This window comes from Kribbella sp. NPDC050124, from assembly GCF_044460355.1.
GTDB lineage: Bacteria > Actinomycetota > Actinomycetes > Propionibacteriales > Kribbellaceae > Kribbella.
Genome location: NZ_JBITJU010000048.1, coordinates 1 through 23,782, shown reverse-complemented (window position 1 = coordinate 23,782; position 23,782 = coordinate 1). Strand labels below are relative to the sequence as shown.

The following is a 23,782-nucleotide window of genomic DNA, read 5'->3' as shown; positions in this document are numbered from 1 at the left end:
GGGGGGCCCCCCCCCCGCCGGGGGGGGGGGGCCCCCCCCCCGGGGGGGGGGCGGCCCCCCCCCCCCCCCCGGGGGGGGGGGGGGCCCCCCCGCGACTCAGTTGTGTTTCCACACGTTTCCCACCGGCGCCGATGCACTATTACTCACCGGTCGTGGTCGTGCGTTCGTTCACAACCTCGGGATTTGATCAGCGCGGATTTCATTCGGCGCGTTCGGCGGCGTCGAACCATGCGGTCTCGAGCTCGGCGCGTTCCTCGGCCAGTTTGCGCAACTCGGTGTCCAACTCGGCCAGCCGCTCGTAATTGCTGGCGTTGGCGGCCAACTGGTCGTGCAGCTTCGCCTCGGTTTCGGTCAGCTTGGCGAGCTGACGCTCGATCCGGTTCAGCTCCTTCTTCGCCGCCCGGGCCGCTGCCGCGTCAACCAAGGGCTCGGCCTCAGCCGGTGCCGTGTCGACGACCGGGCTTTCGCTGGCCGTCGTACGGCGTGGTGCTTCGTCGCCGAGCTCGTCGATGTACTGGTCGACGCCGCGCGGCAGGTGCCGGACCCGGCCGTCGCCCATGATCGCGTAGACCATCTCGCTGACCCGCTCGAGGAAGTAGCGGTCGTGCGTCACGGTGACGACCACGCCCGGCCAGCTGTCGAGGAAGTCCTCCAGGACCGTCAGCGTCTCGACGTCGAGGTCATTGGTCGGCTCGTCCAGAATCAGCACGTTCGGCTCGTCGAGCAGGATGCGCAGGAGCTGCAGCCGCCGGCGTTCACCACCGGACAGGTCGGAGATCCGCGTGGTCAGCTTGTCCCCGCTGAACCCGAACCGCTCCAGCAGCTGCGACGACGTCAGCTCACCACCTTTGCCCGCGAGCGCCGCCGTGCGGCGGATGTCGGTGATGTGCTGCAGGACGGTCGCCGTACCGTCGATCTCCTCGAGGTTCTGCGTCAGGCTGGCGACGCGGACGGTCTTGCCCTGCTTCACGATGCCGCGATCCGGCTTGAGCTGGCCGGTGAGGACCTTGAGGAACGTCGTCTTGCCTGCGCCGTTCGGGCCGAGCAGGCCGATCCGGTCGGCCGGGCCGAGGCGGAACGTGACGTGGTCGAGCATCACGCGGTCGCCGAAGCTCAGGCTGACGTCCTCGGCGTCGAACACGTCCTTGCCGAGTCGCGCGGTCGCCAGCTGCGACAGTGCCAGCTGGTCACGCGGAGGCGGCTCGTTCTCGATCAGGGCGTTGGCCGCGTCGATGCGGAACTTGGGCTTGCTGGTCCGGGCCGGTGCGCCGCGGCGCAGCCAGGCGAGCTCCTTCTTCAGGAGGTTCTGCCGCTTGGTCTCGGTGACCTGGGCCGTCCGGGCACGCTCCGCCTTGGCGAGGACGTAGGCGGCGTACCCGCCGTCGTACGACGTCACCCTGCCGCCCTGCACCTCCCACGTGTCGGTGCACACCGCGTCGAGGAACCAGCGGTCGTGGGTGACGACGATCAGGGCGCCGGCCCGGTCGACCACATGCTTGGCGAGCCAGTCGACCGCCTCGATGTCGAGGTGGTTGGTGGGCTCGTCCAGGATCAGCAGGTCGACCTCGGTGAGCAGCAGCCGGGCCAGCGAGGCGCGACGGCGTTCACCACCGCTCAGGGTGCCGACCAACGCCTGGTGGTCGACTCCGCCGAGCAGGTGCTCCATCACCGAGCGCGCACGCGGATCGGCCGCCCAGGTGTACGTCTCGGCGTTGCCGAGGACCGCGTGCAGGACGGTGTGCTGGGGGTCGAGGTCGTCGGTCTGGCCGAGGTACCCGAGCCGGAGGTCGCGGTTGTGCACGATCCGGCCGCTGTCCGGAACCTCGCGCCGGGCCAGCAGCTGGAGCAGCGTCGATTTACCGTCGCCGTTGCGCCCGACCACGCCGACCCGCTCACCCCGGCCGATGCCGAGGCTCACCGCGTCGAGGAGTGTCCGAGTCCCGAAGCCCTTGGAAACAGCTTCCAGATTGACCAAGTTAGGTGCCGCCATATCGCGGACCAGGGTATCCGACGCCCGTCCACGTGCCAGGATCGTCCACGTGCTGACTCCTTCCTGGCTGGACGGCCTCGATCTCGGTGACCCGGTTTCCTGCGACCCGCTGGAAGGCGGAGTCGCCAACAAGACGTACCGGGTGCGTACGACGCTGGGCCGGACGGCGATCGTGAAGACGCACGACGATCCGCCGGCTGGCCTGTACGAGCTGGAGGCCGATGGGCTCAACGCATTGCGGGTGCCTGGCGGGTTCGTCGTACCAGAGGTGTTGCGGGTGGCGGCGGACTTTCTCGTCCTGTCCGATCTCGGGAGTGCTGTGCTTGCCGACCAGTCTGTGGAGTTCTGGCGAGATGCCGGTCGTCGGTTGGCGATTCAGCACCAGCAGACGTCGGACAAGTTCGGCTACCACCAGGACAACTACCTGGGTCTACTCCCCCAGCGAAACCCGTGGACCTCCGACGGCCACGCCTTCTTCGCCGAACACCGCCTCCTCCGCTTCCTCGAAGTCCCCCGCTGCTACGACGCCCTCCCCGCGACCGACCGTCGCCGCCTGGAACGCGTCGCCTCCCGCCTCTCCGACCTCGTGCCCGAGCAGCCCCCGTCCCTCCTCCACGGCGACCTCTGGCACGGCAACCTCCTCCCCACCCCCGCCCTGATCGACCCCGCGGTCTACTACGGCTGGCCCGAAGCCGAACTCTCCATGCTCATCGGCTGCGGCAACATCCCCGACCCCTTCTACACCGCCTACGAAGAACTCCACCCACTCGCCGAGGGCTGGCGATCCCGCATGCCCCTCCTCCACCTCCGAGAACACCTAGCCGTCCTAGCCCACTTCGGCAACACCCACAACACCACCGCCAAGATCCAAGAGATCCTCAAACCCCACTAGCCCACGCCCTCCAGGCATGCTCAGTGCCGCATCCAGTTACCGCGGCGGTTCCCACCGCCGATCGGGAGGGGGCTTGGTGTGCAGGCGGACAGGTGGTGTCGCTGCGCGGGTAGTGCGGTTGAGCGTAAGCGCATCCGAGTGTCCGGCATCTCGCAGGTGCACTACCTGTCCGCCTGCACACCAAACCCGAGGCCGCGGCAAAGCCCGAACCGGCGGCAGGACAGCCGGATCTCCGGCAGCGACGACCACAACACAGCTCGACCCGGCACCAGTTGGTTTGCGCGCTCCTCCCCGTTGGTGGGTGGGCCAACCAGACGGTGGGTTGGCCGACCGGAATCCGGTGCGGGAACCCACACTCCGGTTGGCTGACCCACCGCAGGGGGCGGGACGGCGGGGGAGGTCAGGTTTGGTTGAGGTGGAGGAGGTATTGCTTTTGGTTGAGGGGGTTGCCGTCGGTTCGGGGGCGGGTGGGGGTTGGGGAGGGCGCGGGGGTGTAGGTGGTGGTTGTGGGGGTGAGGATGCCTTCTCCGTGGGTCAGGCTGGGGAGGTGGGTCTCGAAGGGGTGGGTGGTGGCGGCGGGGAGGGTGCCGGTGAGGTGGGCGGTTTGGTCGGCGAGGGTGGTTTGGTCCACCACGGCTCGGGATTCGGCGAGCAGGGCCAGGACTCGGGAGATCGAGTCGGGTGGGATGTCGAGCTCGAAGTGGTGGACGGGTTCGAGGACGGTGGTGCCGGCGTCGGCGATGGCTTGCATCAGGACCAGCGGCACCAGGCGGCGGAAGTCGGCGGCGACGGTGGTCGGAGCCGAGTAGCCGGTGTGGGTGACAGCGAGCTCGAGATCGGGGATCTCCCAGCCGTAAAGGCCTTGCTGCAAGCTCAGCCGGACGGACTCCTCGATCGCGGTGTGGAAGGCCCGCGGCAGCGCGCCGACTTCGGACTCGACGCGGTAGTCGACACCAACATCCCCCGGTGACACCCGGAAGCCGACAGTCGCGGCCCACGGGTTGTCGGGGGCACCAATTTCCCGGTACGCCGTTCCGACGCCGTCCAGCCGCTCGACATGGATCGGCGTGGTCTCGCTGAAGTCGACGGCCAGGCCGTACTCGGACTCCAGCAGCGACGCGATGACCTCCTTCTGCACCTCGCCGTACAGGCTGACTGTGATGTCGTCGGCCTTGCGGACGCGGATCAGCGGGTCCTGCTCGGCGAGCTGGGTCAGCGCCTGGAAGAGTTTCACCCGGTCTCGCGACCGGACCACCGTCTCGAGCGTCGGCGGCGCGAACAACCGCCCGACCCCGTCACCCCGGACGCCGAGCTGGTCGCCGATCCGGATGTCCTTCAGCCCCCGCAACGCGACGATCTGCCCGGCCTCGGCCCGCTCGACCGGATGCCGAGCGCCACCCGAGAACACCTCGACCGCACTGGGCCGGGCCTGGTACGACGTACCCGCCGCCGGGTGCACGTCGACGTACGAGCGCGCCGACAGCGCCCCGGCGAACACCCGCGCGGACGCGATCTTCTGCCCGGCCGCACCACGTTCGACCTTGAAAACCCTTGCCGACAAAGCATCCCCGGGCGCACGAGTTGCTCGCGGCAACCAGGATCGGATGCCGCTGATCAGCTCCGGCACACCGACGCCGGTCATCGCCGACCCGAAGTACACCGGATGAACCCACGCCGCACCGACCTGCCGCCGCAGCTCCGCGGCATAGTCGTCGGCCACCAGCGCGTCGTCCAGGTACCGGGCCAGGAACTCGTCGTTGCGCTCGGCAAGTAGTTCGGCGACTGCTTTGTTTGTCGAAGCAGCCGGCTCGAAGCGTGCCGCGCGGGTGCCGAGATCCACGACCGACCCCATCGGCACGCAGGCCGGCGTGAGCAAGCGGGCAATATCTGCCAGGAGGTCGTCGTACCGGGCTCCGAGCCGGTCGATCTTGTTCACGAACAGCAGGGTGGGAATGCCGAGGCGCTGCAGCGTGCGCATCAGCAGCCGGGTCTGCACTTGCACGCCCTCCACCGCGGAGATGACCAGGACGGCGCCGTCCAGCACGGACAACGCGCGTTCGACCTCGGCGATGAAGTCCGAGTGTCCAGGGGTGTCGATCAGGTTGACGGTCAGGTCACCGAGCTCGAACGACACCACCGCCGAGCGGATCGTGATGCCGCGCCGGCGTTCGAGGTCCATCGAGTCGGTCTGGGTGTTCCCGTCGTCGACCCGGCCGACGCGGTCGATCACACCGGCGGCGTGCAGCAGCCGCTCGGTCAGGCTGGTCTTACCGGCGTCGACATGCGCCACAATGCCCATCGTCAGAGAGTTCAACGGTCCTCGCGAATGCGTCGAAGTGATCAGTCCTGTCGAGGTCGATCACCACGCGGCGCATCCCGTTCTCCGATCACGAGGAATCCCAAGGGCCAAACGTTTGGATGCTAACGGCCGGCCCGAATCTCCCGCGACCGATTTTCCGCAGACAACGCTCACTTGCCGGACCCCCGGCCGGCCGCTTCACGTTGTCGACGTACCAGAATCCCCTTCCAGGCCAGGGATTTCAGGCTTTGAGGATCGGTACGTCGTACTGACGGATCAGCCCATCACGAGTGACCAGCGTCAGCCGCTCGGCCAGCGCTTGGGCGATCAACATTCGGTCGAACGGATCGCGATGGATCCGGGGCAGCCCACCGGCCAGTTCGGCATGCGTCAAGCTGATCGGCAGCTCACTCAAACCGCTCCGCCTGATCCAACCGCTGAGATCGACAGGCAATTTCAGCTTGCCCGATGCCTTCTTGATCGAGAGTTCCCACACAGACACGGAGCTGACATAGACCTCGAACTCGGTGTCGATCCGCTCCTTCAGATCATCTGACAGGTCGGCAGTGTCTCGTAGCCACCAGAGCAATACATGGGTGTCGAGCAGGAGCCGACCGGCCCCCGGCACGTCAGTCACGACGGAATGCCGAAGTCGTCTGCGATCTCGGCGTTGGTCTCAGGAGAATCCCAGTCGTCGGACCAACTGATCTGTCCGGCGAGCGAGCCCCGACCGGTCCGTCGACGCGTAGTCGGCAGCGGTACAACCTTTGCGACCGGATGACCGGCCCGGCTGATGATGACTTCCTCACCATGCTCGACGCGGTCGATGATCCGGGAAAGCTGGGTCTTTGCCTCATGAATGTTGTACTGCGCAGCCGGCTCGCCCATCAATCCTCCTTAGTCCACTTGGCTAAGTGTACCGGCTTCTAGCGGTTGACGGGGGCGGGGAGGATTCGGGCGCCGGGGACTGGGCCTTCGGCTTGGCGGACCATGCGGCAGAGGCCGGACTCGGCGAGCTCGACGGCGAGGTCGACGGCGCTGCGGCTGTCGGCGGCCAGGAAGAGGCAGGTGGGGCCGGAGCCGGAGACCTGCGCGGCCAGAGCGCCCTGGTCGAGGCCGAACTGGAGGGTGTCGCCGAGCTCGGGGCGCAGCGACAGCGCGGCCGCCTGGAGGTCGTTGCTGAGCGCAACCGCGAGCGCGCCTGGACGGCCGGACAGCAGCGCCGAGAGGAGTTCCGGGCGGACCTGTGGCGCCTCGACCCGGCGGAGCGGGCGCAGGCGGTCCAGCTCGCCGTACACGGCCGGTGTGGACAGGCCGCCGTCGGCGATCGCGAACACCCAGTGGAAGGTCCCGCGCGACATCACCTCGGTGACCTGCTCGCCGCGCCCGTGGCCGAGCGCGGTGTGACCGACGAGGCAGAACGGTACGTCGCTGCCCAGGTCGCCGGCGAGATGCTGCAACTCGGTCTGCGACAGCTGCAGTCCCCAGAGCCGGTTGCACGCCACCAAAGTCGCTGCCGCGTCAGTCGAACCGCCCGCCATCCCGCCCGCGACCGGGATGGTCTTGCGGATGATCAGGTCGACGCCTTCCTCGACGTCGTACTCGGTCTGCAGCAACTGGGCCGCCTTGACCGCGAGGTTGGTCTCGTCCGTCGGCACGTTGGCCGCGAAGTCCCCGAGCACCTCGACCGAGATCGACGAGTCGTCGTCCCGCAGCACCGCGGTGACGTCGTCGTACAGGGCGACGGCCTGGTAGACCGTGGCGACGGGGTGGAACCCGTCCGGGCGCGGCGGACCGACCGACAGACCGAGATTGATCTTGGCCGGCGCTCGCACCGTGACCTCAGCAGAAGGTGGCACTCGCACAGGCTAGTGCCTCGCGGCGTCCGCCAGAGCTGCGAACTCGGTGATGCCGAGCATCTCGCCGCGGAGCTTCGGGTCGATGCCGGTACGGCGGAACACGTCGTCCAGCCGCTCGCGGTCCGGTAGCCAGCGCGACAGCGCGGACCGGATGGTCTTGCGGCGCTGCGAGAACGCCGCCTCGATCACCGCGAACACCTCCTCGCGACTCGCGGCCGTGACGGGCGGTTCGCGGCGCTCGAAGGCGACCAGGCCGGAGTCGACGTTCGGCGCCGGCCAGAACACGTTCCGGCCGATCGGACCGGCCCGGCGGACCTCGGCGTACCAGGCCGCCTTCGCGGACGGTACGCCGTACGTCCGCGAACCGGGGCCGGCGGCCAGCCTGTCGGCGACCTCGGACTGGACCATCACCAGCCCGTGCCGGAGCGAGTCGGAGACCTCGAGGAGGTGCAGGAGCACCGGTACGGCGACGTTGTACGGCAGGTTCGCCACACACGCGGTCGGCGTCCCGATCTCGTCCGGGCCGACCGTCATCGCGTCGGCCTCGATCACGGTGAGGTCCTTGGCCTGCTCCGGCGCGTACGACGCGATCGTCGACGGCAGCGCGGACGCGAGCAGCGGGTCGATCTCGACCGCGGTGACCTTGTGGCCCTCGGCCAGCAGCGCCAGGGTCAGCGAACCGAGCCCCGGCCCGACCTCCAGCACGGTCTCGCCGGCGGCCAACGAGGCGGCCTTGACGATCCGGCGGACGGTGTTGGGGTCGATGACGAAGTTCTGGCCGCGCTGCTTGGTCGGGCGCACCCCGAGCGAGGCGGCCAGTGAACGCACATCAGCCGGACCGAGAAGCCTCGGTCCGGCTGATGTCGATGAATCAGCGCTGCTCACACAGCACAGTCTTGCACTACGCGCTCCTGCACTAGGCGAGCTTGCCGCAGACCGGCCAGTCGCCGTAGCCGCCGCGCGCCGCCCGAACCTTCTCGGCGATCGCGATCTGCTGCGCCTTGCTGGCCAGGTGGGCGTTCTCCGCGTAGGCGTCGCCGCCGTACGCGACCCAGGTCTGGTGGCTGAACTGCAGGCCGCCGTAGTACCCGTTGCCGGTGTTCGTGGCCCAGTTGCCGCCCGACTCGCACTCGGCGATCCGGTCCCACGCGCTGGTGTCGCCGACCGGCGGGTCGACGTCGGTGGTCGGCTCCTCGGGCTTCGGCTTGGTGCCGACCGTGACCTTCGCGTCGACCGGCGCGGTGACGACCTTGCTCGAGACCACCTTGGTGGTCGACAGCTTGCCGTCCAGGTAGGTGTACAGGTACGTGATCGACTTCTCGCCCGCCTTGCCGGCGGCGGTGGTCTTCTTCGTCCCGACGAGCAGGGTGGCCGACTCGGTCTCGTCGGTGCCGAACGCGATCGCCTCGGTCTTGGTGACCTTCTTCAGGTCGACCTTGACGTAACCGATCCTGTTGACACCGGGCTTGAGCGCGGTGGCGGCCGCCGGGCTGATCCGGTCGTCCTGGTCCCACACGATCTTCGCCGCGGACAGGGCCTCACCGACGGTCCCGGCCATCGACTTGATGGTCGCGACCTTGCCCTGCCGCACGATCTGCACGGTCTTCGGTGTCTGCACCACGAGACTCAGCCCCTCGCGCCCGATCGGCGCGCTCCGGCTGGTCGAGAACACGGCCGCGGTGTCGTACCGCAGGCCCAGGTCCGCCAGCGCCTCGTTGACGCTGTCGGCCGTGGTCCAGAAGGTCTTCTTGGAGCCGTCCGCGGTGACGGTCAGCTGGCGGCCGTACTGCACCGCGATCTCCTGGCCGTCCTTCAGCTTCGCGTCCAGCCCCGGCGCCACGACATCGTGCTCGCCGACCTGAACCTTCTGGGCCTTGAGGGCATCCGCCACGGTGGAGCCGAAGGTGTGAACCTTCTGCACCTGGCCGTCGACGGAAAGACTGACGGTCTTGCTCTTACTGGCATAGGCCACGGAGCCGCCCGCAACGGCGAACGCAGCCGTCGCACCGACGGCCACGATGATGGACTTACGCACTAACGCTCCCAGGTAGGGCGACCCGGGCACGGGGCAGGACAGCACTGGCACCCAACCGCTGCGCGGTTGCCAGACTGGAGGGCTGGCACTGCGTTGTTTCTCTTGGCGGTGAACGCCGAGGGGCGTGCTGTCCGGAACCTTCCCCGATCCCGGCCAACATCACGGGACCATAACGAAGAAGTAGCGGAAGTGCCAATCCCCTCGTCGGCGAGTCGCAAAAAGGTGTAATGGAGCGATCACGCGTCGTGACGGCCCCACTGCCCTCGATGCACGACTTCCGCCGTACTGCGGCGTCCTCGTTTGAGCGACGGCGAGCGCTTGTCGGGCGCCCGGTAGCCGACCGACAGCAGGCCGATCAGGTCGAACCCCGGCGGCACCCCGAACTCCTGGTAGAGCTTGCCCACCTTGTCCGCGGGAGGGCCGAAAAAGCACGCTCCCAGGCCTTCGTCGACGACTGTCTGCAGCATCAGGAGCACGGCCATCCCGGTGTCGACGTACCAGTACGGCGCCGTCCAGCGAGACTCGTCGCGGTCGGTCCAGCCCTTGTCCGGCTCGGTGTAGCGATCGAGGTACGCATCCTTGTGCGCGAAGGCCAGGATCAGCAGGGGCGCGCGGCGCAGCCCTGTGATCCATTCCACATACTTGTCGTCGACCTGCTCGGCCGCGATCCCCCAGTACCGCTCCCGGTCGTCACCCTCCAGCGTCAGGAACGCCCAGCCCTGGCTGAAGCCGCCGGACGGCGCGTGCAGCCCGTTCTCCAGGATGCGTTCCCGGACCTCTGCCGGCACCGGGCGATCGGCATCGTAGTTGCGCACCATCCGGCGCCGCCGGACTACCTCACTGAACTCCATGGGGCACTGTCTACCAGCCTCGCCAGCAGGTACGCCTCGGTCCCGGCCAGCCCGACCGAGCAGAACACGACAGTCCGTCCCGACACGTTGCCCGCCAGCACCTCGCCCAAGCCGATCAGCCGGTCGTGCTGCGGCGTCCCGGTCAGCACGAAGGGCGGATCGTAGGCGTGGGTCTGATCGACCGAGTCCGTCACCACCAGGTCCGCCCGGTCGACCAGGTCCGGACCGAACTCGGCTCGCCCGACTACCTTCGGTCCGAGCGTCGTCACGAAGGTGCCAGGCGCGACCCACTCCGCGTCGATCACAGGCGCTGGGCTGCTGGTCGCGAGTACGACGAGATCCCGGCCCTCGACCGCTTCCCGGGCCGATCCGACCGCGGTCGCAGGGAGCCCGAGCTCCTCGGAAACCCTTGTGGCAAAGGCGTTCCGGCGATCGGCGTCGCGACTGAAGACGGCGATGGACGAGAGCGGACGGACCGCGGAGATCGCCCACAGCTGGGTCCACGCCTGCTTGCCGGTGCCGACCAGACCGAGCGTGGTCGCGTCCTTCCGGGCGAGCGCGTCGACCGCCACGCCACCGATCGCCCCGACCCGGCGCGGGCCGAGTTCATTGCCCACAGCAACACCTCGGACGGCGCCGGTGCGCCAGTCGTGCACGACGACCAACTGGCTGCCCGGGTCGGTGTCGAACGTGTCGTACGAGCGGTACCCGTACCACTCGCCCGTCAACGCCCCGGTGGTGAAGATCAGGTTCCCGTCGCCGAGTTCCGCCTGCACGCGCGGTGGCGTGTGCAGCCGCCCGTCGTACGCGGCGAGGACCGCCTCACGCATCCACCCGACCGCGTCGGTCGCGGTCAAGTGCTCACGAATGTCCGCATCCGTGACGACTCTCACCAGGCGCCGCCGAAGACCCTGTTCGCGTTGGTGTTCAGAGCGTCGCACAGCTCGGCGGCCGAGATGTTCAGCACGCCGGCCATCTTCCGCACGGTGTGCGGGATCAGGTACGACGCGTTCGGCTGGCCGCGGTGCGGTGACGGCGTCAGGTACGGCGCGTCCGTCTCGACCAGCACGTGGTCGAGTGGGGTCACGGCCAGCGCGTCCCGCAGCGACTGGGCGTTCTTGAACGTCACCACCCCGGCGAAGCTCAGGAACGCACCGCGGTTCACGCACTCGCGGGCGAACTCGGTGTCACCGGAGAAGCAGTGCATCACCAGCCGGTCCGGCACGCCCTCGCGGTCCAGGATCTTCAGGATGTCGTCGTGCGCGTCCCGGTCGTGAATCATCAGCGCCTTGTCGAGCCGCTTCGCCATGTCGATGTGCGCGGCGAACGACTCGTGTTGCGCGGCCCGGCCGTCCTCGCCGGTGCGGTAGTAGTCCAACCCGGTCTCGCCGATCACCCGGACCCTGTCAGAGCTCTTCGCCAGCCGCTCGATCTCGGCCAGCGCACTGTCGAGCTCACCGGCAGCCTTCAGCTTGGGGGCCTCGTTCGGGTGCAGCGCGACGCCGGCGACGACGTTCTTGTACTGCTGCGCGGCCTCGACCGCCCAAACCGCGCCCGGCAGGTCGCAGCCGACCTGCACGATCCGGGTGACGCCGACCGACGACGCCAGCTTGATCGCCTCCGCCGGGCTCAACCAGGCGCCGTCCTCGCCGTCGGCGATGTCCAGATGACAGTGCGCGTCGACCACACTCATCGGCAACGGATCAGGCACCGCCGGCCGAGTCCGATCCCGCGACCGCCCGTCCTCCCCCATCGCGGCCCGCTCCCGAGTCGGCCGATCAACCTCCACATCATCACCAGACATACGCCCTAGGTTACTGACTATCTCTCAGCTGTTTCCTTGACCTTCGCCACCAGCATTTCCCACATGCCTTGGGAGTGGGAGGCCTCTTCTTCGCTCGCGTTGTTGTCTTGGGTGAGGGACAGGTGGGTGGACGTGCCATGGTCGTCCAGTTGGTAGGTGAGGGTGTGGTAGTTCTCGGGTGTGTCCGGCTGACCGCTCATCGGGCTGTAGTGGGTCAGCTTCAGCAGGCGGCCGGGGTCGACCTCGAGGATCTCGCCCTTGTCCGCGTACGGCTTGCCCTCGAACTCACCGCTCCAGGTGACCGGGCTGCCCGGCTTCCAGTCCGTCTTCACCTCGGCCCCGAACCAGATCGCCTTCAGCTCGTCCGGATCGGTCAGCACCTCCCACACCCGTGCGGGCGAGGCCTCGATATCGGTCTCCGCCGTGGCCAGGAAGTTCGCCATCGTCCTCAACTCCTCTCTTCCCCGACCGTACGACGCCCCCGCCTTACGCGCTTGTAGAAAAGCGTCAACCGAGTCGCGCAAGCTCCACGTCGATCACCTCGGGGGCGAGTTTGGTGAAGATCGGGGTGGGTGGGCGGACGGGTGTGCCCGGTACGACGGGCTCCTGGGACCAGCGGGGTTGGGCCGAGTAGTCGCCGGTGATGATCGGGTACGGCGGACCGCCGTCGAGGTCGTCCACCTCGCGGATCTCCGGTTGTGGGAGGAAGGCGCCGGTGCCGCCAAGGGCCTCGTGGACGCGTTGCGCGGAGTGCGGCAGGAAGGGCGCGAGCAGGCGGTTGCTGTCGGCCACCACCTGGGCGGCGACATGCAGGATCGTCGCCTTGCGCCCGGCGTCGGTCTCCTTCCACGGCGCCTGCTGGGAGAGGTACTGGTTCGCCTCGGACGCGGTCCGCATCGCCGCACCGATCGCGAGCCTCAGCCGCTGGTGCCGAAGATGCTCACCGACCGTCCCGAACGCCTCCTTGCTGGCAGCAAGCAACTCGTGGTCCGCAGGCGTGAGGTCGCCGGCAGCCGGAATCGCGCCCCAGTTCTTCGCGATCATCGACGCGGTCCGGTTCACCAGGTTGCCCCAGGTGCTGACCAGCTCGTCGTTGTTCCGGCGGACGAACTCGGACCACGTGAAGTCGGTGTCCTGCGTCTCCGGCCCGGCCACCGAGATGAAGTAGCGCAGCGCGTCCGGACCGTACCGTTCGAGCACGTCGCGGACGTAGATCACCACCGCCCGGGACGACGAGAACTTCCGGCCCTCCATGGTGAGGAACTCGCTGCTCACCACCTCGGTCGGCAGGTTCAGTACGCCGTACTCCCCGGGCGACGCGTTGTGGCCGAGGAGCTCGGCGGGCCAGATCTGGGCGTGGAAGGTGATGTTGTCCTTGCCCATGAAGTAGTAGGACTGCGCGTCGGGATCGCACCACCACTTGCGCCACGCGTCCGGGTCGCCGGAGCGGCGCGCCCACTCGATACTCGCCGACAGGTAGCCGATGACGGCGTCGAACCACACGTACAGCCGCTTGTTCGGGTTGTCCTGCCAACCGGGCAGCGGGACCGGGATCCCCCAGTCGATGTCTCGGGTCATTGCGCGCGGACGCACGTCGTCAAGCAGGTTGACGGCGAACTTCAGCACGTTCGGCCGCCAGCCGGTGCGGGTCTGCAGCCAGGAGCCGAGCGCGTCGGCCAGGGCCGGCAGGTCGAGGAAGAAGTGCTCGGTCTCGACGAACACCGGTGTCTCGCCGTTGATCCGGCTGCGCGGGTTGCGCAGGTCGATCGCGTCGAGCTGGTTGCCGCAGTTGTCACATTGGTCGCCGCGCGCCGCGTCGTACCCGCAGATCGGGCAGGTGCCCTCGATGTAGCGGTCCGGCAGGGTGCGTCCGGTCGAGGGCGAGATCGCGCCCATCGTGGTCTTCGGGACCAGGTAGCCGTTGCGGTAAACGGTCCTGAACAGCTCCTGCGCGACCGCATAGTGGTTGCGGGTGGTGGTCCGGGTGAACAGGTCGTACGACAACCCGAGCCCCTGCAGGTCCTCGACGATCACCCGGTTGTACCGGTCCGCGAGCTCGCGCGGGCTGACCCCTTCCCGCTCGGCCTCCACCAGGATCGGCGTCCCGTGCTCATCCGTCCCCGAGACCATCAGCACGTCATGACCGGCCATCCGCAAGTACCGGCTGAACACGTCGGAGGGAACACCGAAGCCGGAGACATGGCCGATGTGCCTGGGACCGTTCGCATACGGCCAGGCCACGGCAGAAAGGATGCTGGTCATGGGGCCTCCCGGCCTGGACTGAGGAGCGCAGGGAGCGCAGCGACTGGAGTGACGAGGGAAGGCCGGGAGTTACAGCCCCATGACCCCCGCGCCGGAGGCGCGGCATTCAATACAGTCATGCTGCCGACTGTAGAAGGACAACCTGGTTCACGCAGCCGGATTGTGCAGTAAGTCAGCAGGTACGGCGATGTCCGCGCAGCGCCGGCCCGACTAGGTTGCGAAGCGGTTCCGCCCGACCGACAGGAGCAGCCGATGACCACGAAGTCCCGGATCAGCGCGGCCCTCGCCGTACTGGGCCTGGTGGTGGGGGCCACCGCCACGCCCAGTGAAACCGCCGCGACCGTCACCCCGATCCCGGTGCAGGTGCTCAGCCTGACCGACCTGCACGGCTACCTGTCCGAGACCGAGAACCAGACCATCGCCGGTCCGACGGGCACCTTGGCCGTCGGCGGCGCCGGCTACCTGAAGGCACACCTGGACAAGCTACGGGCCGGGCAGCCGAACAGCTTCCTGATCGGATCAGGAGACCAGTTCAGCGGCTGGCCGGACTACACGCAGGCGTTCGCGAACGAGCCGACGATCGAGGTGCTGAACGCGCTCGGGATGGACTTCGACGTGGCCGGGAACCACGAGTTCGACCGGGAGTTCCCGTTCCTGCGGCGGATGACGACCGGCGCCTGCTACGGCAAGCCCGGGTTCGACTCCTGCTTCAAGGACTCGGCCGGCCGGAACTTCCACGGCACCGACTACGCCTACCACGCGGCCAACATCGTCGACCCACGGACAGCGCGTCCGGTGCTGCCGCCGTACTGGATCGCCAAGGCCGGCTCGGCGCGGATCGGCTTCATCGGGCTCGGGTTCCCGGGGACGGCGAGCGAGACGTTGTCGATCGGCGGGTCCGGGTTCGAGTTCCAGGGCCTGGTCGACGCGGCGAACCGGGCCGCGGCGGAGCTGAAGGCCCAAGGCGTGAACGCGATCGTGGTCAGCATGCACGAAGGCGGCCAGCAGGGCGGGCTGTTCAACGACTGCAAGAACCCGACCGGCCCGATCTTCGACGCCGCGCGGGCGATGTCCCCGGACATCGACGTGATCCTGGGCGGGCACTGGCACACGGCGTTCAATTGCATGATCCCCGACCCGAACGGCGTACCGCGGCCGGTGGTCGAGGCCAGCAACCACGGTCGCGTGCTCGGTGAGGTGAACCTGTCGCTCGACCCGGCGACCGGTGAGGTGATCCGGTCCGCGAGCACGGCCACCAACCACGCGGTGACCAAGGACGTGACGCCGAATCCGGGGATCCAGAAGACCGTGAAGTACTGGATGGACAAGTGGGCGGCCCGGCAGAACGAGCCGCTGACCACGCTCGACCGCGACCTCGACTTCGCCAAGACGGCCGAGAGCCGCACCGGCAACCTGGTCGCGGACCTCTACCGGGCCGAGGCCGCGCACGACCACTCCGACTTCGCCCTGGTGCCGGCCGACCTCGGCATCGACGTCATCGCCGCGGGTCTACAGGCGGGGACGGTGACATACGGCGAAGCCTGGCCGGTCGCCGGGATCTCGCCGATCACGACGTTGTCGATGCAGGGCTCGACGGTCGAGGCGGTCCTCGAGCAGCAATGGATCCCACCGGCGTACGGTTGCAGCCGCCTGTCCTCGCTCGCGACCTCGGCGAACTTCCGCTACACCTACGACCTCGGCAGACCGGTCGGCGACCGGGTCGATCCCGCGAAGGTGCTCATCGACGGTCAGCCATTGCAACTCGACCGCACCTACCGGGTGACGACCAGTGCGGCGATGCCCTTGCACGGGGCGCAGTACGGCTACCCGGGCTTCGAGCAGTTCACCAACCTCGCCCGGGCGCCACGGATGGGCCAGGAAGTGTTCCTCAACCACCTGAGGACCCACCCGCTGCTCAAGGCGCCGGCGCTCGGCCGGGTGACCGCGATCCCAGGCACCCCGCCGCCCACCGACGGGCCCTTCGGTCCGCTGAATCTCCTGCCCCAGAAGGAGATGACGGCAACGGCCACCAGCCAGGGTTCGTCCGCGTACGGCGCGGCCGCCGCGATCGACGGGAACTGCGCGACCATGTGGCACTCGAACTGGAGCCCACACGCACCGCTGCCACAGCACATCACCCTCGACCTCAAGACGACCCGAGCGATCGAGGCACTCGTCTACACCCCACGCCAGGACGCCGCGGTCCCGAACGGCCGGATCTCGTCGTACGACGTCCAGACGAGCGCCGACGGGGTCACGTTCACCTCGGTCGCGACCGGCACCTGGGACGGCACCGTCGACGCGAAGATCGCCCGATTCCCAGCGGGTACGACGGCCCGCTACGTGCGACTCGTCGGTCTGGCCGGCGGCGCGGACTACGCGGCCGCGACGGAGCTCAATATAGCTCTAGCTCCGGGTTCCTGACCGCGTCGCGATGCGCGGTCGGCGACATCCCGTACCGGCGGCCGAACTGCCGGCTGAAGTAGTGCGGTGACTCGAAGCCGACCGCGCGGGCGATCTGAGCGACGGACATATCCGTGGCGCCGAGCAGCTCGGCCGCCCGCTGCAACCGCAGCGCCAGCACGACGTTCATGATCGAGTCGCCGACCTGCTCCTTGAACAGGTGCGCGAGCCGCGAGACCGAGATCTGCGCCGACCCGGCCAGCGAGGTCAACGTGTGCGGTCGCGCCGGATCCGCGGAGATCGCGTCGAGCACGAGCTGGACCCGGGCGTCTAGCTGCTGGGTCTCCCGGCGCAGGCTGGCGACGGCGGCCAGCAGCACCTCCTCGATACCGTTCATGGTCAGTTCGACCGCGACACTCTTCTCCAGCAGGTGCAGCTCGGTGTCGCCGGTCGGCGACAGGCCTGCGCGCTGCGCGTCCCGGTGCAGCCGGTCGAACGCCGACACCACCCGGTCGGTCTCCGACGACCTGGTCAGCCGCACGTACGACAGCCCTGGCATTGCCTGCGGCAACGAGAGCCAGCTGTGCCACTCGCGCCGCGGCTGGAAGTGCGCCCACCAGGACTCCCAGTAGGTCCCGACGGTTCCGTAGTCGTGTGGCGTCCCTGGACTGACCAGGACCAAGTCACCGTGGCGCAGCGTCAACTTGTTCGAGCCGATCAGGTACCGACCGGTGCCGCCGGCTGTGTAGAGCAGGTACCAGCTGCCGACGCCGTCCGGGCGCACGACCCGGTAGTCGCCGCCACTGTGGAAGTGACCGGTGACCAGTTTGCTCGGCGGCGGGATCTCGCTGTACAGCTCGATCAGCACCTGAGTAGCAAGATCGTGGTCGAAGTCAGCAGGCTCCGTCATGGTCGATCCCCTCGTTGGCGCTCCAAGATTAGCGACACAGCAGCAAGATCCTGCACCCCCAGCGAATCGAGGATCCCGTGGGTTTCAGCACTGTCGCCGAGCTCGGGCACGACGCCACCACCCTGGTCTTCGAGCACGGCTGGCAGTCCTGGAGCCCGAGCGGCTGGTACCGGCTCGACGCCAGTCCGCCCCGGCCGACCGCGCCGAACCACCACGTGATGGCGTACCGCCCGGGCGTGCTGGCCGGTCGCTTCCAGAGTGAGGGCCTGCTCGCGATCGCGACCGGCGGCGAGGTCGTCGTGGTTGCCGCGACCAGCCCCGACGCGGTCCCGTCGATCCGTGCCGAGGTCCGGGACGACCGGCTGGTGATCTCGGCGGACGGCGAGATACGGCAGACCACGAGCACCCCGGCGAACCCGAACCAGGCGCTCGCCGACTGGGCCGAGAGCTTCGGTACGGCGCCAGTCCGCGTCTTCGGACCGTCCTGGTGCAGTTGGTACGCGTACTGGGGCAAGGTGACCGAACGCGACGTGATGACCGAGGTCCGGCAGTTCGACCGGCACGAGCTGAGCGTCGACCTGGTGCTGCTGGACGAGGGCTATCAGGCGGACATCGGCGACTGGCTGACACCACGCGAGGACTTCGGCTCGACCGTGCGACTCGCCGCCGACATCCGCTCGAGCGGCCGTCGGCCCGGCATCTGGGTGGCGCCGTTCCTGGTCGGCAGCGCCAGCGAGACCGCTCGCCGGCACCCGGAATGGCTCGTCCCCGGGATCAGCGCGGGGACCAACTGGGGCCACGAGCAACTGGTTCTCGACGTCACCCACCCCGGCGCCGCGCGGCACCTGCAGGACGTGTTCACCGAGTTGTGCCGGCAGGGCTACGAACACTTCAAGCTGGACTTCCTGTACGCCGGTGCGATCGACGGCCGGCGCCACGAGCCGATCGACGGCATCGCCGCCTACCGGCACGGCATGCGACTGCTGCGGGAGGCCGTCGGACCGAACCGGATCCTGCACGGCTGCGGCGCCCCGATCCTGCCGAGTCTCGGGCTCGTCGACTGCATGCGGATCTCCCCCGACACCGATCCGCTGGTCGAGCCGCCGTCGGGCGACATCAGCCAGCCCGGACAGCGCGGTGCACGGTCCACCTCGGTCGCCCGCGAGTTCCTGCACGGCAGGTGGTGGGCGAACGACTCCGACTGCCTGATCGTGCGACCCGACGTGCAGCAGCGGGAGCGCTGGGCTGACCACATCGAGGCCGGTCCCGGCTTGCGGATGTCGAGTGATCCGATCGGTCAGCTCGACCGGTGGGGCCTGGACCGCACCCGGGAACTGCTCGTTCCGAGCTCCCCCCGGCCGCACCCCCTCAAGGATCCCGATGCTTAGGCCGGCGCCCCGCCGTACCCGGCGAACCGGTCGCGGGCGGCAGACCCTGGCCGCCTATGCCCTGCTGGCGCCGAGCATGGTCGGCGTGATCGGCTTCCTGCTCGCGCCGGTGCTGATCGTGATCGCGCTCAGCCTGTTCGACTGGAAGCTGCTGTCGACACCGGAGTTCGTCGGGCTGGCCAACTACCGCGAGCTGGTCGCCGATTCCGACGTCTGGCACTCGCTGCTGGTCACCTTGTACTACGTCCTGATCTGCGTGCCGGGGACGACGATCCTGTCGCTGCTGCTGGCGCTGCTGGTCGATCGCAAGCTGCGCGGGATGAAGTACTTCCGAGCCCTGCTGGTGATCCCGTGGATGGCGACTCCGGTCGCCCTCGGACTCGTCTGGACCTGGATCTTCGACCCCGGGCGCGGCGCCCTGAACCAGTTCCTCGGGCTGTTCGGCATCGACGGCCCGGCCTGGCTGTCGTCGCCACTGCTGGCGATGCCGAGCGTCGCCGCGGTCCACATCTGGCAGTTCGCCGGCTACAACATGCTGTTCTTCCTGGCCGGTCTGCAGCACATCCCGCAGTCGTTGCGTGAGGCCTCGTCCCTGGACGGTGCGTCACCGATCGCGCACTTCTTCTCGATCACGCTGCCGCTGCTGCGGCCGACGATGCTGTTCGTGCTGATCACCAACGTGATCGGCTCGTTCCAGGCCTTCGACACCATCTTCGTGATGACCGAAGGCGGACCCGGTGACAGCACCGAGGTGGCGACGTACCTGATCTACGACGAGGCGTTCCGCAAGTTCGACTTCGGCTACGCCTCGACGATCTCGGTGCTGCTGTTCGCGGTGGTACTGGTCGCGACCATCTCCCAGTTCGCGTATTTCGAACGCCGTACGACCTACGAGGTGTCCGGATGAAACTGCGCCTCTTCACCTACGCCGTCCTGGTGGCCGGCTGCGTGTTCGCGATCTTCCCGTACTTCCTGACCGTGCTGACCGCGTTCAAGGGCCCTGGGCAACTGTCGGAGACGCTGCCGTGGGAGCCCGGCCTGCCGCCGAGCACGGCTGCGTTCGACCGGCTCTTCGCGTCCGGGTTCGGCGGTTACCTGGTCAACACCGTGCTGGTGACGGCTGGGATCACCGCCGGGCAGGTGGTGTTCGCGGTCCTGGCGGCGTACGCGTTCGCGCGGCTGTCCTTCCCCGGGCGGGACGCCTTGTTCTGGGTCTATCTGTCGACATTGATGGTGCCGCCGGTGGTCACCATGATCCCGCTCTACCTGATGATGCAGAAGCTCGGGCTGGTCGACACCTGGGCCGGGCTGATGCTGCCGACGATGCTCGGCACGCCGTACGCGATCTTCCTGCTCCGGCAGTTCTTCCGCAGCATCCCGGCCGACCTGGAGGACGCGGCCCGGATCGACGGCGCCGGCCGGATCCGGACGCTGCTGTCGATCGTGCTGCCGCTGTCGAAACCGATCCTGGTCACCGTCACCACGCTGGCCGTGGTCGCCAACTGGAACAGCTTCCTCTGGCCGCTGATCATCACCAGCAGCGAGGACAAGCGGCTGCTCTCGGTCGGCATCGCCTTGTTCAAGAGCGAGATCGGCGTCGACTACAACGCCGTGATGGCCGGCAGCCTGGTCGCGCTGGTGCCGCTGCTGGTGCTCTTCGTCGTCTTCCAGCGCTTCATCGTCCGCTCGGTCGCGGTCACCGGGCTCAAGTAGCAATTCGGAGGATCTGATGGCTCAACTCTCCCGGCGGACTTTCCTGATCGGCGCCGGCAGTGTGCTCGCGCTGGCGGGCTGTGGTTCGTCGAACGACACCGCGAACAGCGGCGGCAAGGCCGAGCTCGTGTACCGACTGTGGGACGAACAGCAGGAGGTCGGCTACAAGGCGGTGTTCGCCGCGTTCACCGCCGAGAACCCCGACATCACCGTCCGGATGGAGGTGCTGCCGTGGGACCAGTACTGGACCAAGCTGACCACCGAGCTGGCCGCCGGCAAGGCGCCGGACGTGTTCTGGCTGACCGTCGAGAACTTCCCCGACCTGGCCGGCAAGGGTGTGCTCGCGCCACTCGACGAGCTGATCGCCGAGGCCGGCCTGAAACTCGACTCGTACCACCCGAACGTCGTGCAGTCGTACAAGTTCGAGGACAAGCAACTGGGCATGCCGAAGGATCTCGGCGTCGTCGGGCTGCTGTACAACAAGGACCTGTTCGCCAAGGCCGGGGTGACGATGCCGACGGAGCTGACCTGGGCGCCTGACGGATCCGGCTCGTTCCTCGAGGTGGCCCGCAAGCTCACCGTCGGCAGCAAGCAGTGGGGTTTCTGCTCCTGGAACCACAGCCAGACGCAGTGGCTGAACTGGATCGCCTCCAACGGCGGGCACGCGATGGACAAGCCGTACGGCACCTTCGACTTCGCCGGCCAGAAGTCGGTCGAGGCCCTGCAGTTCGCCCGCGACCTGGTCTTCAAGTGGCGCGTCTCCCCGGACGGCACCCGGACCAACCCGCCGACCGGCCAGGCGACCGAGATGTTCTACCGCGGTGAGGTGGCGATGTTCCCGGCCAACAACGCGCTGCTGCCGTTCGCCCTGCCGGAGGTGAAGTTCCCGATCGGGGTCGCCGCGATGCCTGCCGGTCCGTCGGGGCGCACGGTCGTCATCAACGGCCTCGCCGAGGTGATGTTCGCCAAGAGCAAGCACCCGGAGCAGGCCGGCAAGCTGGTCGCGTTCCTCGGTTCGGAGAAGGCGCAGAAGCTGATGGGCGACGCGGGCTACATCATCCCCGCGCTCAACGACGCCGGCGCCGGCTACACGGCGTACTGGAAGAAGAAGGGCATCGACGTCCAGCCGTTCCTGGACTCGGCGGCGGGAAGCACGGTGAACATGCCGATCGCGTCCGGCTGGACCGCGAAGGTCGCCGAGATCAACAAGGCGGTCAACGACCTGTACCTGGACAAGGTGGAGGTCGCCGCGATCGCAGCGTCCATGGACAAGATCGGGAATGACAAATGAAGGAACTGACCGACTCGTTCGGTGTGCTGGGCGATGCCGCCGTACTGCGGGCGCGACTGGCGGAGGACGGGTACCTGTTCTTCCGTGGTCTGCTGCCCGTCGACGTGGTCGGCGACGTCCGGGATCAGCTCGCGCGGATTCTGTACGACAGCAACTGGCTCGCACCGGGTACCGAGGCCCGCGACCTGATCGCTTCCGAGCGCGCCGTCGAGGAGGGGTCGCCCGGGTTCTTCGGCGCCTACACGGCGATCCAGAGCACGGAGGCCTTCCACCGGCTGGCCGTGCGGCCCGAGTTGGTGGACCTGGCGAGCCGGTTGCTGGGCGAGGAGGCGTTCGCGCACCCGGCGCACATCTGCCGGATCGCGCCCCCGTCGCCCGGTGCGAACCCGACGCCGATCCACCAGGACTATCGGTTCATCCAGGGCTGCATCGACACCCTGACGACCTGGCTCCCACTCAGCGCGGCGCCGCCCGAGATCGGCGGGCTGCGGGTGTTCGCGGGCTCGCCACGGCTCGGTGTCCTTCCGGCGAAGGCATCCGACGGGCCCGGCATGATGCGGGCCGAGGCGGACGAAGAGCATCCGGAGTGGCGTACGGCGTCGTACCAGCCGGGCGATGTCTTACTGTTCGGGAGCCTGACCGTGCACGGCGCGATGCCGAACCGGACCAAGCAACTGCGGTTGTCGGCCGACTTCCGGTACCAGGCCATCAGTGCGCCGATGGCCAGGGACCTGCTCGGCACCGGCAAACCGCACTACCACCCGGACGTGCCGGACTTCCCGACTCTCACTCGGGGGTGGAGCTCGACCGACTGCATCGAGATTCCGGCGGGCGTGCGGTTCGTCGACCGGTGGGATCCCCGGCTGGACGACGTACCGGCGCCGCGATCGCGGTTCGCGTACGCCTGACCCGTGGCGGGCGTCCCCGGTCGAGGACGCCCACCGCGAGACTCACGGGAGTACGACGACCTTGCCCTGCGCGTGGCCGGATTCGCTGAGCTCCTGGGCCTTGGGGGCGTCGCCGAGCGGGAACGTCTCGGCGATGCGAACCCGGAGGGTGCCGTCGGCGGCTGCCTGGAGCTGCTTCGACAGGGCGGCGGCAATCTCATCCGGGGTGGCCGAGGCGGCCATCGACGCCGCGACACCTAGCTCACCGGCGTTCATCGCCGCGATGGTGACGATCCGGTCGGTGCCGCCGCGGAGCTCGATCGACTCCTCCAGCCCGCCCTGACCGGCAGCGTCGAACACCGCGTCGACGCCCTGCGGCGCGGCTTCCCGGACCCGGTCGAGCAAGCCGTCGCCGTACGCGACCGGGATCGCGCCGAGCTCACGCAAGAACGCGTGGTTCGCGGGCGACGCCGTACCGATGACCGTCACGCCGGCTGCCTTCGCGAGCTGAACGCCGATCGAGCCGACCGCACCGGCGGCGCCGTGCAGGAGCAGGGTCTCTCCTGCCTTCACCTTCAGCTCGTCGAGCACGCGCTGCGCGGTCTCGCCCGCGACCGGCAGGCCGACCGCCTGCTCCCAGCTCACCCCAGCGGGCTTGCGTACGACGTTGCCGACGATCGCGTACTCGGCGTACGCACCCGTCTTGGCCCAGCCGACGACCTCGTTACCGACCGCGAACGTCGTACCCTCGCCCGCCTCGTCGACCACCCCGGCGACCTCCAGGCCCGGCGTGGCCGGGAAGGTCACGTCGAGGAACCCCTGGGTCCAGCCGCGGCGGATCTTGAAGTCGATCGGGTTCACGCCGGCGGCCCGCACCCGGACCCGCACCTCACCCGGCCCGGCGTGCGGTTCGGCCACGTCCTCGGTCCGCAGCACCTCGGGACCGCCGAACTCCTCGAACACCACCGCTTGCATATCCTGCCTCCATCGATTGGTTGATCCTTCAATCGATGGTCCCCGCCCGGCGCCGGATCCGTACTGGCCGTTCGGACAGTTGTGCCCCCGTCCGAAGGAGGGCTAAGCCCAACGCCGTTCGGTTAGCCGTCCGGTGTTGGTGGCAATGGGGTGATCGTGATGTGGATGCTGGTCTTGTAGCTGCGGCGGTCGGGGTCGCGGGTCTTGGCTCGGTACTTGGATA

21 protein-coding genes are annotated in these 23,782 nt (G+C 68.5%); 7 read left to right on the top strand and 14 right to left on the bottom strand.

Going from position 1 to position 23,782, the window contains the following annotated elements:
• Positions 1–199: 199 nt before the first annotated feature.
• Positions 200–1,990 (bottom strand): ABC-F family ATP-binding cassette domain-containing protein, encoded by a 1,791-nt coding sequence (locus ACIBL3_RS46205; RefSeq protein WP_396360421.1) that lies wholly within the window; start codon positions 1,988–1,990, stop codon positions 200–202.
• A 49-nt stretch (positions 1,991–2,039) separates the two neighbouring features.
• On the opposite strand from ACIBL3_RS46205, the gene ACIBL3_RS46200 reads away from it, so the two are divergent.
• Complete coding sequence (locus tag ACIBL3_RS46200) at positions 2,040–2,882, top strand: fructosamine kinase family protein (RefSeq protein ID WP_396360420.1); 843 nt, start codon at positions 2,040–2,042, stop codon at positions 2,880–2,882.
• A gap of 400 nt (positions 2,883–3,282) precedes the next feature.
• Here ACIBL3_RS46200 and ACIBL3_RS46195 read toward each other — a convergent pair whose 3' ends face one another.
• The 11 genes from ACIBL3_RS46195 to metG form a co-directional block, all read right to left on the bottom strand.
• Positions 3,283–5,181, bottom strand: a complete 1,899-nt coding sequence (locus tag ACIBL3_RS46195; protein ID WP_396360419.1) for a GTP-binding protein — start codon at positions 5,179–5,181, stop codon at positions 3,283–3,285.
• 241 nt (positions 5,182–5,422) lie between these two features.
• The gene (locus ACIBL3_RS46190; protein WP_396360418.1) at positions 5,423–5,818 is read right to left on the bottom strand and encodes a type II toxin-antitoxin system VapC family toxin; all 396 of its coding nucleotides are present in this window, start codon (positions 5,816–5,818) and stop codon (positions 5,423–5,425) included.
• Entirely contained in the window at positions 5,815–6,069 is a 255-nt protein-coding gene (locus ACIBL3_RS46185; protein WP_396360417.1) for a type II toxin-antitoxin system Phd/YefM family antitoxin, read from the bottom strand. The genes ACIBL3_RS46190 and ACIBL3_RS46185 overlap by 4 nt, the downstream gene beginning before the upstream one ends.
• Before the next feature lie 38 nt (positions 6,070–6,107).
• On the bottom strand, positions 6,108–7,046 hold the full coding sequence (locus tag ACIBL3_RS46180; protein ID WP_396360416.1) for a 4-(cytidine 5'-diphospho)-2-C-methyl-D-erythritol kinase: 939 nt from the start codon (positions 7,044–7,046) through the stop codon (positions 6,108–6,110).
• Positions 7,047–7,049: 3 nt separating this feature from the next.
• On the bottom strand, positions 7,050–7,868 hold the full coding sequence (gene rsmA, locus ACIBL3_RS46175) for a 16S rRNA (adenine(1518)-N(6)/adenine(1519)-N(6))-dimethyltransferase RsmA (protein ID WP_396360414.1): 819 nt from the start codon (positions 7,866–7,868) through the stop codon (positions 7,050–7,052).
• An 88-nt stretch (positions 7,869–7,956) separates the two neighbouring features.
• Complete coding sequence (locus tag ACIBL3_RS46170; RefSeq protein WP_396360413.1) at positions 7,957–9,075, bottom strand: ubiquitin-like domain-containing protein; 1,119 nt, start codon at positions 9,073–9,075, stop codon at positions 7,957–7,959.
• A 236-nt stretch (positions 9,076–9,311) separates the two neighbouring features.
• Entirely contained in the window at positions 9,312–9,926 is a 615-nt protein-coding gene (locus ACIBL3_RS46165) for a nitroreductase family protein (RefSeq protein ID WP_396360412.1), read from the bottom strand.
• A complete protein-coding gene (locus ACIBL3_RS46160) occupies positions 9,908–10,819 on the bottom strand; it encodes an ornithine cyclodeaminase family protein (protein ID WP_396360411.1) in 912 nt (303 codons plus the stop codon). Before ACIBL3_RS46160 ends, ACIBL3_RS46165 begins: the two co-directional genes overlap by 19 nt.
• Positions 10,816–11,730: a TatD family hydrolase gene (locus ACIBL3_RS46155; RefSeq protein WP_396360410.1), complete on the bottom strand. Its 915-nt coding sequence runs from the start codon at positions 11,728–11,730 to the stop codon at positions 10,816–10,818. Before ACIBL3_RS46155 ends, ACIBL3_RS46160 begins: the two co-directional genes overlap by 4 nt.
• 17 nt (positions 11,731–11,747) lie before the next feature.
• A complete protein-coding gene (locus ACIBL3_RS46150; protein WP_396360409.1) occupies positions 11,748–12,173 on the bottom strand; it encodes an SRPBCC domain-containing protein in 426 nt (141 codons plus the stop codon).
• A 64-nt stretch (positions 12,174–12,237) separates the two neighbouring features.
• Positions 12,238–13,992 (bottom strand): methionine--tRNA ligase, encoded by a 1,755-nt coding sequence (gene metG / locus ACIBL3_RS46145; RefSeq protein ID WP_396360408.1) that lies wholly within the window; start codon positions 13,990–13,992, stop codon positions 12,238–12,240.
• Positions 13,993–14,244: 252 nt separating this feature from the next.
• Here metG and ACIBL3_RS46140 point away from each other — a divergent pair, with 252 nt between their 5' ends.
• On the top strand, positions 14,245–16,416 hold the full coding sequence (locus ACIBL3_RS46140) for a discoidin domain-containing protein (RefSeq protein WP_396360407.1): 2,172 nt from the start codon (positions 14,245–14,247) through the stop codon (positions 16,414–16,416).
• On the opposite strand, the gene ACIBL3_RS46135 is transcribed toward ACIBL3_RS46140, so the two are convergent.
• Positions 16,388–17,305 (bottom strand): helix-turn-helix domain-containing protein, encoded by a 918-nt coding sequence (locus ACIBL3_RS46135; protein ID WP_396360406.1) that lies wholly within the window; start codon positions 17,303–17,305, stop codon positions 16,388–16,390. The two genes, ACIBL3_RS46140 and ACIBL3_RS46135, sit on opposite strands and share 29 nt — an antisense overlap.
• Positions 17,306–17,382: 77 nt before the next feature.
• Here ACIBL3_RS46135 and ACIBL3_RS46130 point away from each other — a divergent pair, with 77 nt between their 5' ends.
• Genes ACIBL3_RS46130 through ACIBL3_RS46110 form a run of 5 tightly spaced genes read left to right on the top strand, consistent with a single transcriptional unit; the run spans position 17,383 to position 22,605 of the window.
• Entirely contained in the window at positions 17,383–18,693 is a 1,311-nt protein-coding gene (locus ACIBL3_RS46130) for a glycoside hydrolase family 36 protein (RefSeq protein WP_396360405.1), read from the top strand.
• Positions 18,686–19,600 (top strand): carbohydrate ABC transporter permease, encoded by a 915-nt coding sequence (locus ACIBL3_RS46125; RefSeq protein WP_396360404.1) that lies wholly within the window; start codon positions 18,686–18,688, stop codon positions 19,598–19,600. The genes ACIBL3_RS46130 and ACIBL3_RS46125 overlap by 8 nt, the downstream gene beginning before the upstream one ends.
• Positions 19,597–20,406, top strand: coding sequence for a carbohydrate ABC transporter permease (locus ACIBL3_RS46120; protein ID WP_396360403.1), 810 nt, complete (start codon positions 19,597–19,599; stop codon positions 20,404–20,406). Before ACIBL3_RS46125 ends, ACIBL3_RS46120 begins: the two co-directional genes overlap by 4 nt.
• Before the next feature lie 16 nt (positions 20,407–20,422).
• Complete coding sequence (locus tag ACIBL3_RS46115; RefSeq protein ID WP_396360402.1) at positions 20,423–21,697, top strand: ABC transporter substrate-binding protein; 1,275 nt, start codon at positions 20,423–20,425, stop codon at positions 21,695–21,697.
• The gene (locus ACIBL3_RS46110; protein WP_396360401.1) at positions 21,694–22,605 is read left to right on the top strand and encodes a phytanoyl-CoA dioxygenase family protein; all 912 of its coding nucleotides are present in this window, start codon (positions 21,694–21,696) and stop codon (positions 22,603–22,605) included. The genes ACIBL3_RS46115 and ACIBL3_RS46110 overlap by 4 nt, the downstream gene beginning before the upstream one ends.
• Positions 22,606–22,647: 42 nt before the next feature.
• Here ACIBL3_RS46110 and ACIBL3_RS46105 read toward each other — a convergent pair whose 3' ends face one another.
• Positions 22,648–23,559, bottom strand: coding sequence for an NADP-dependent oxidoreductase (locus ACIBL3_RS46105; RefSeq protein WP_396360400.1), 912 nt, complete (start codon positions 23,557–23,559; stop codon positions 22,648–22,650).
• Between the last annotated feature and the right edge of the window lie 223 nt (positions 23,560–23,782).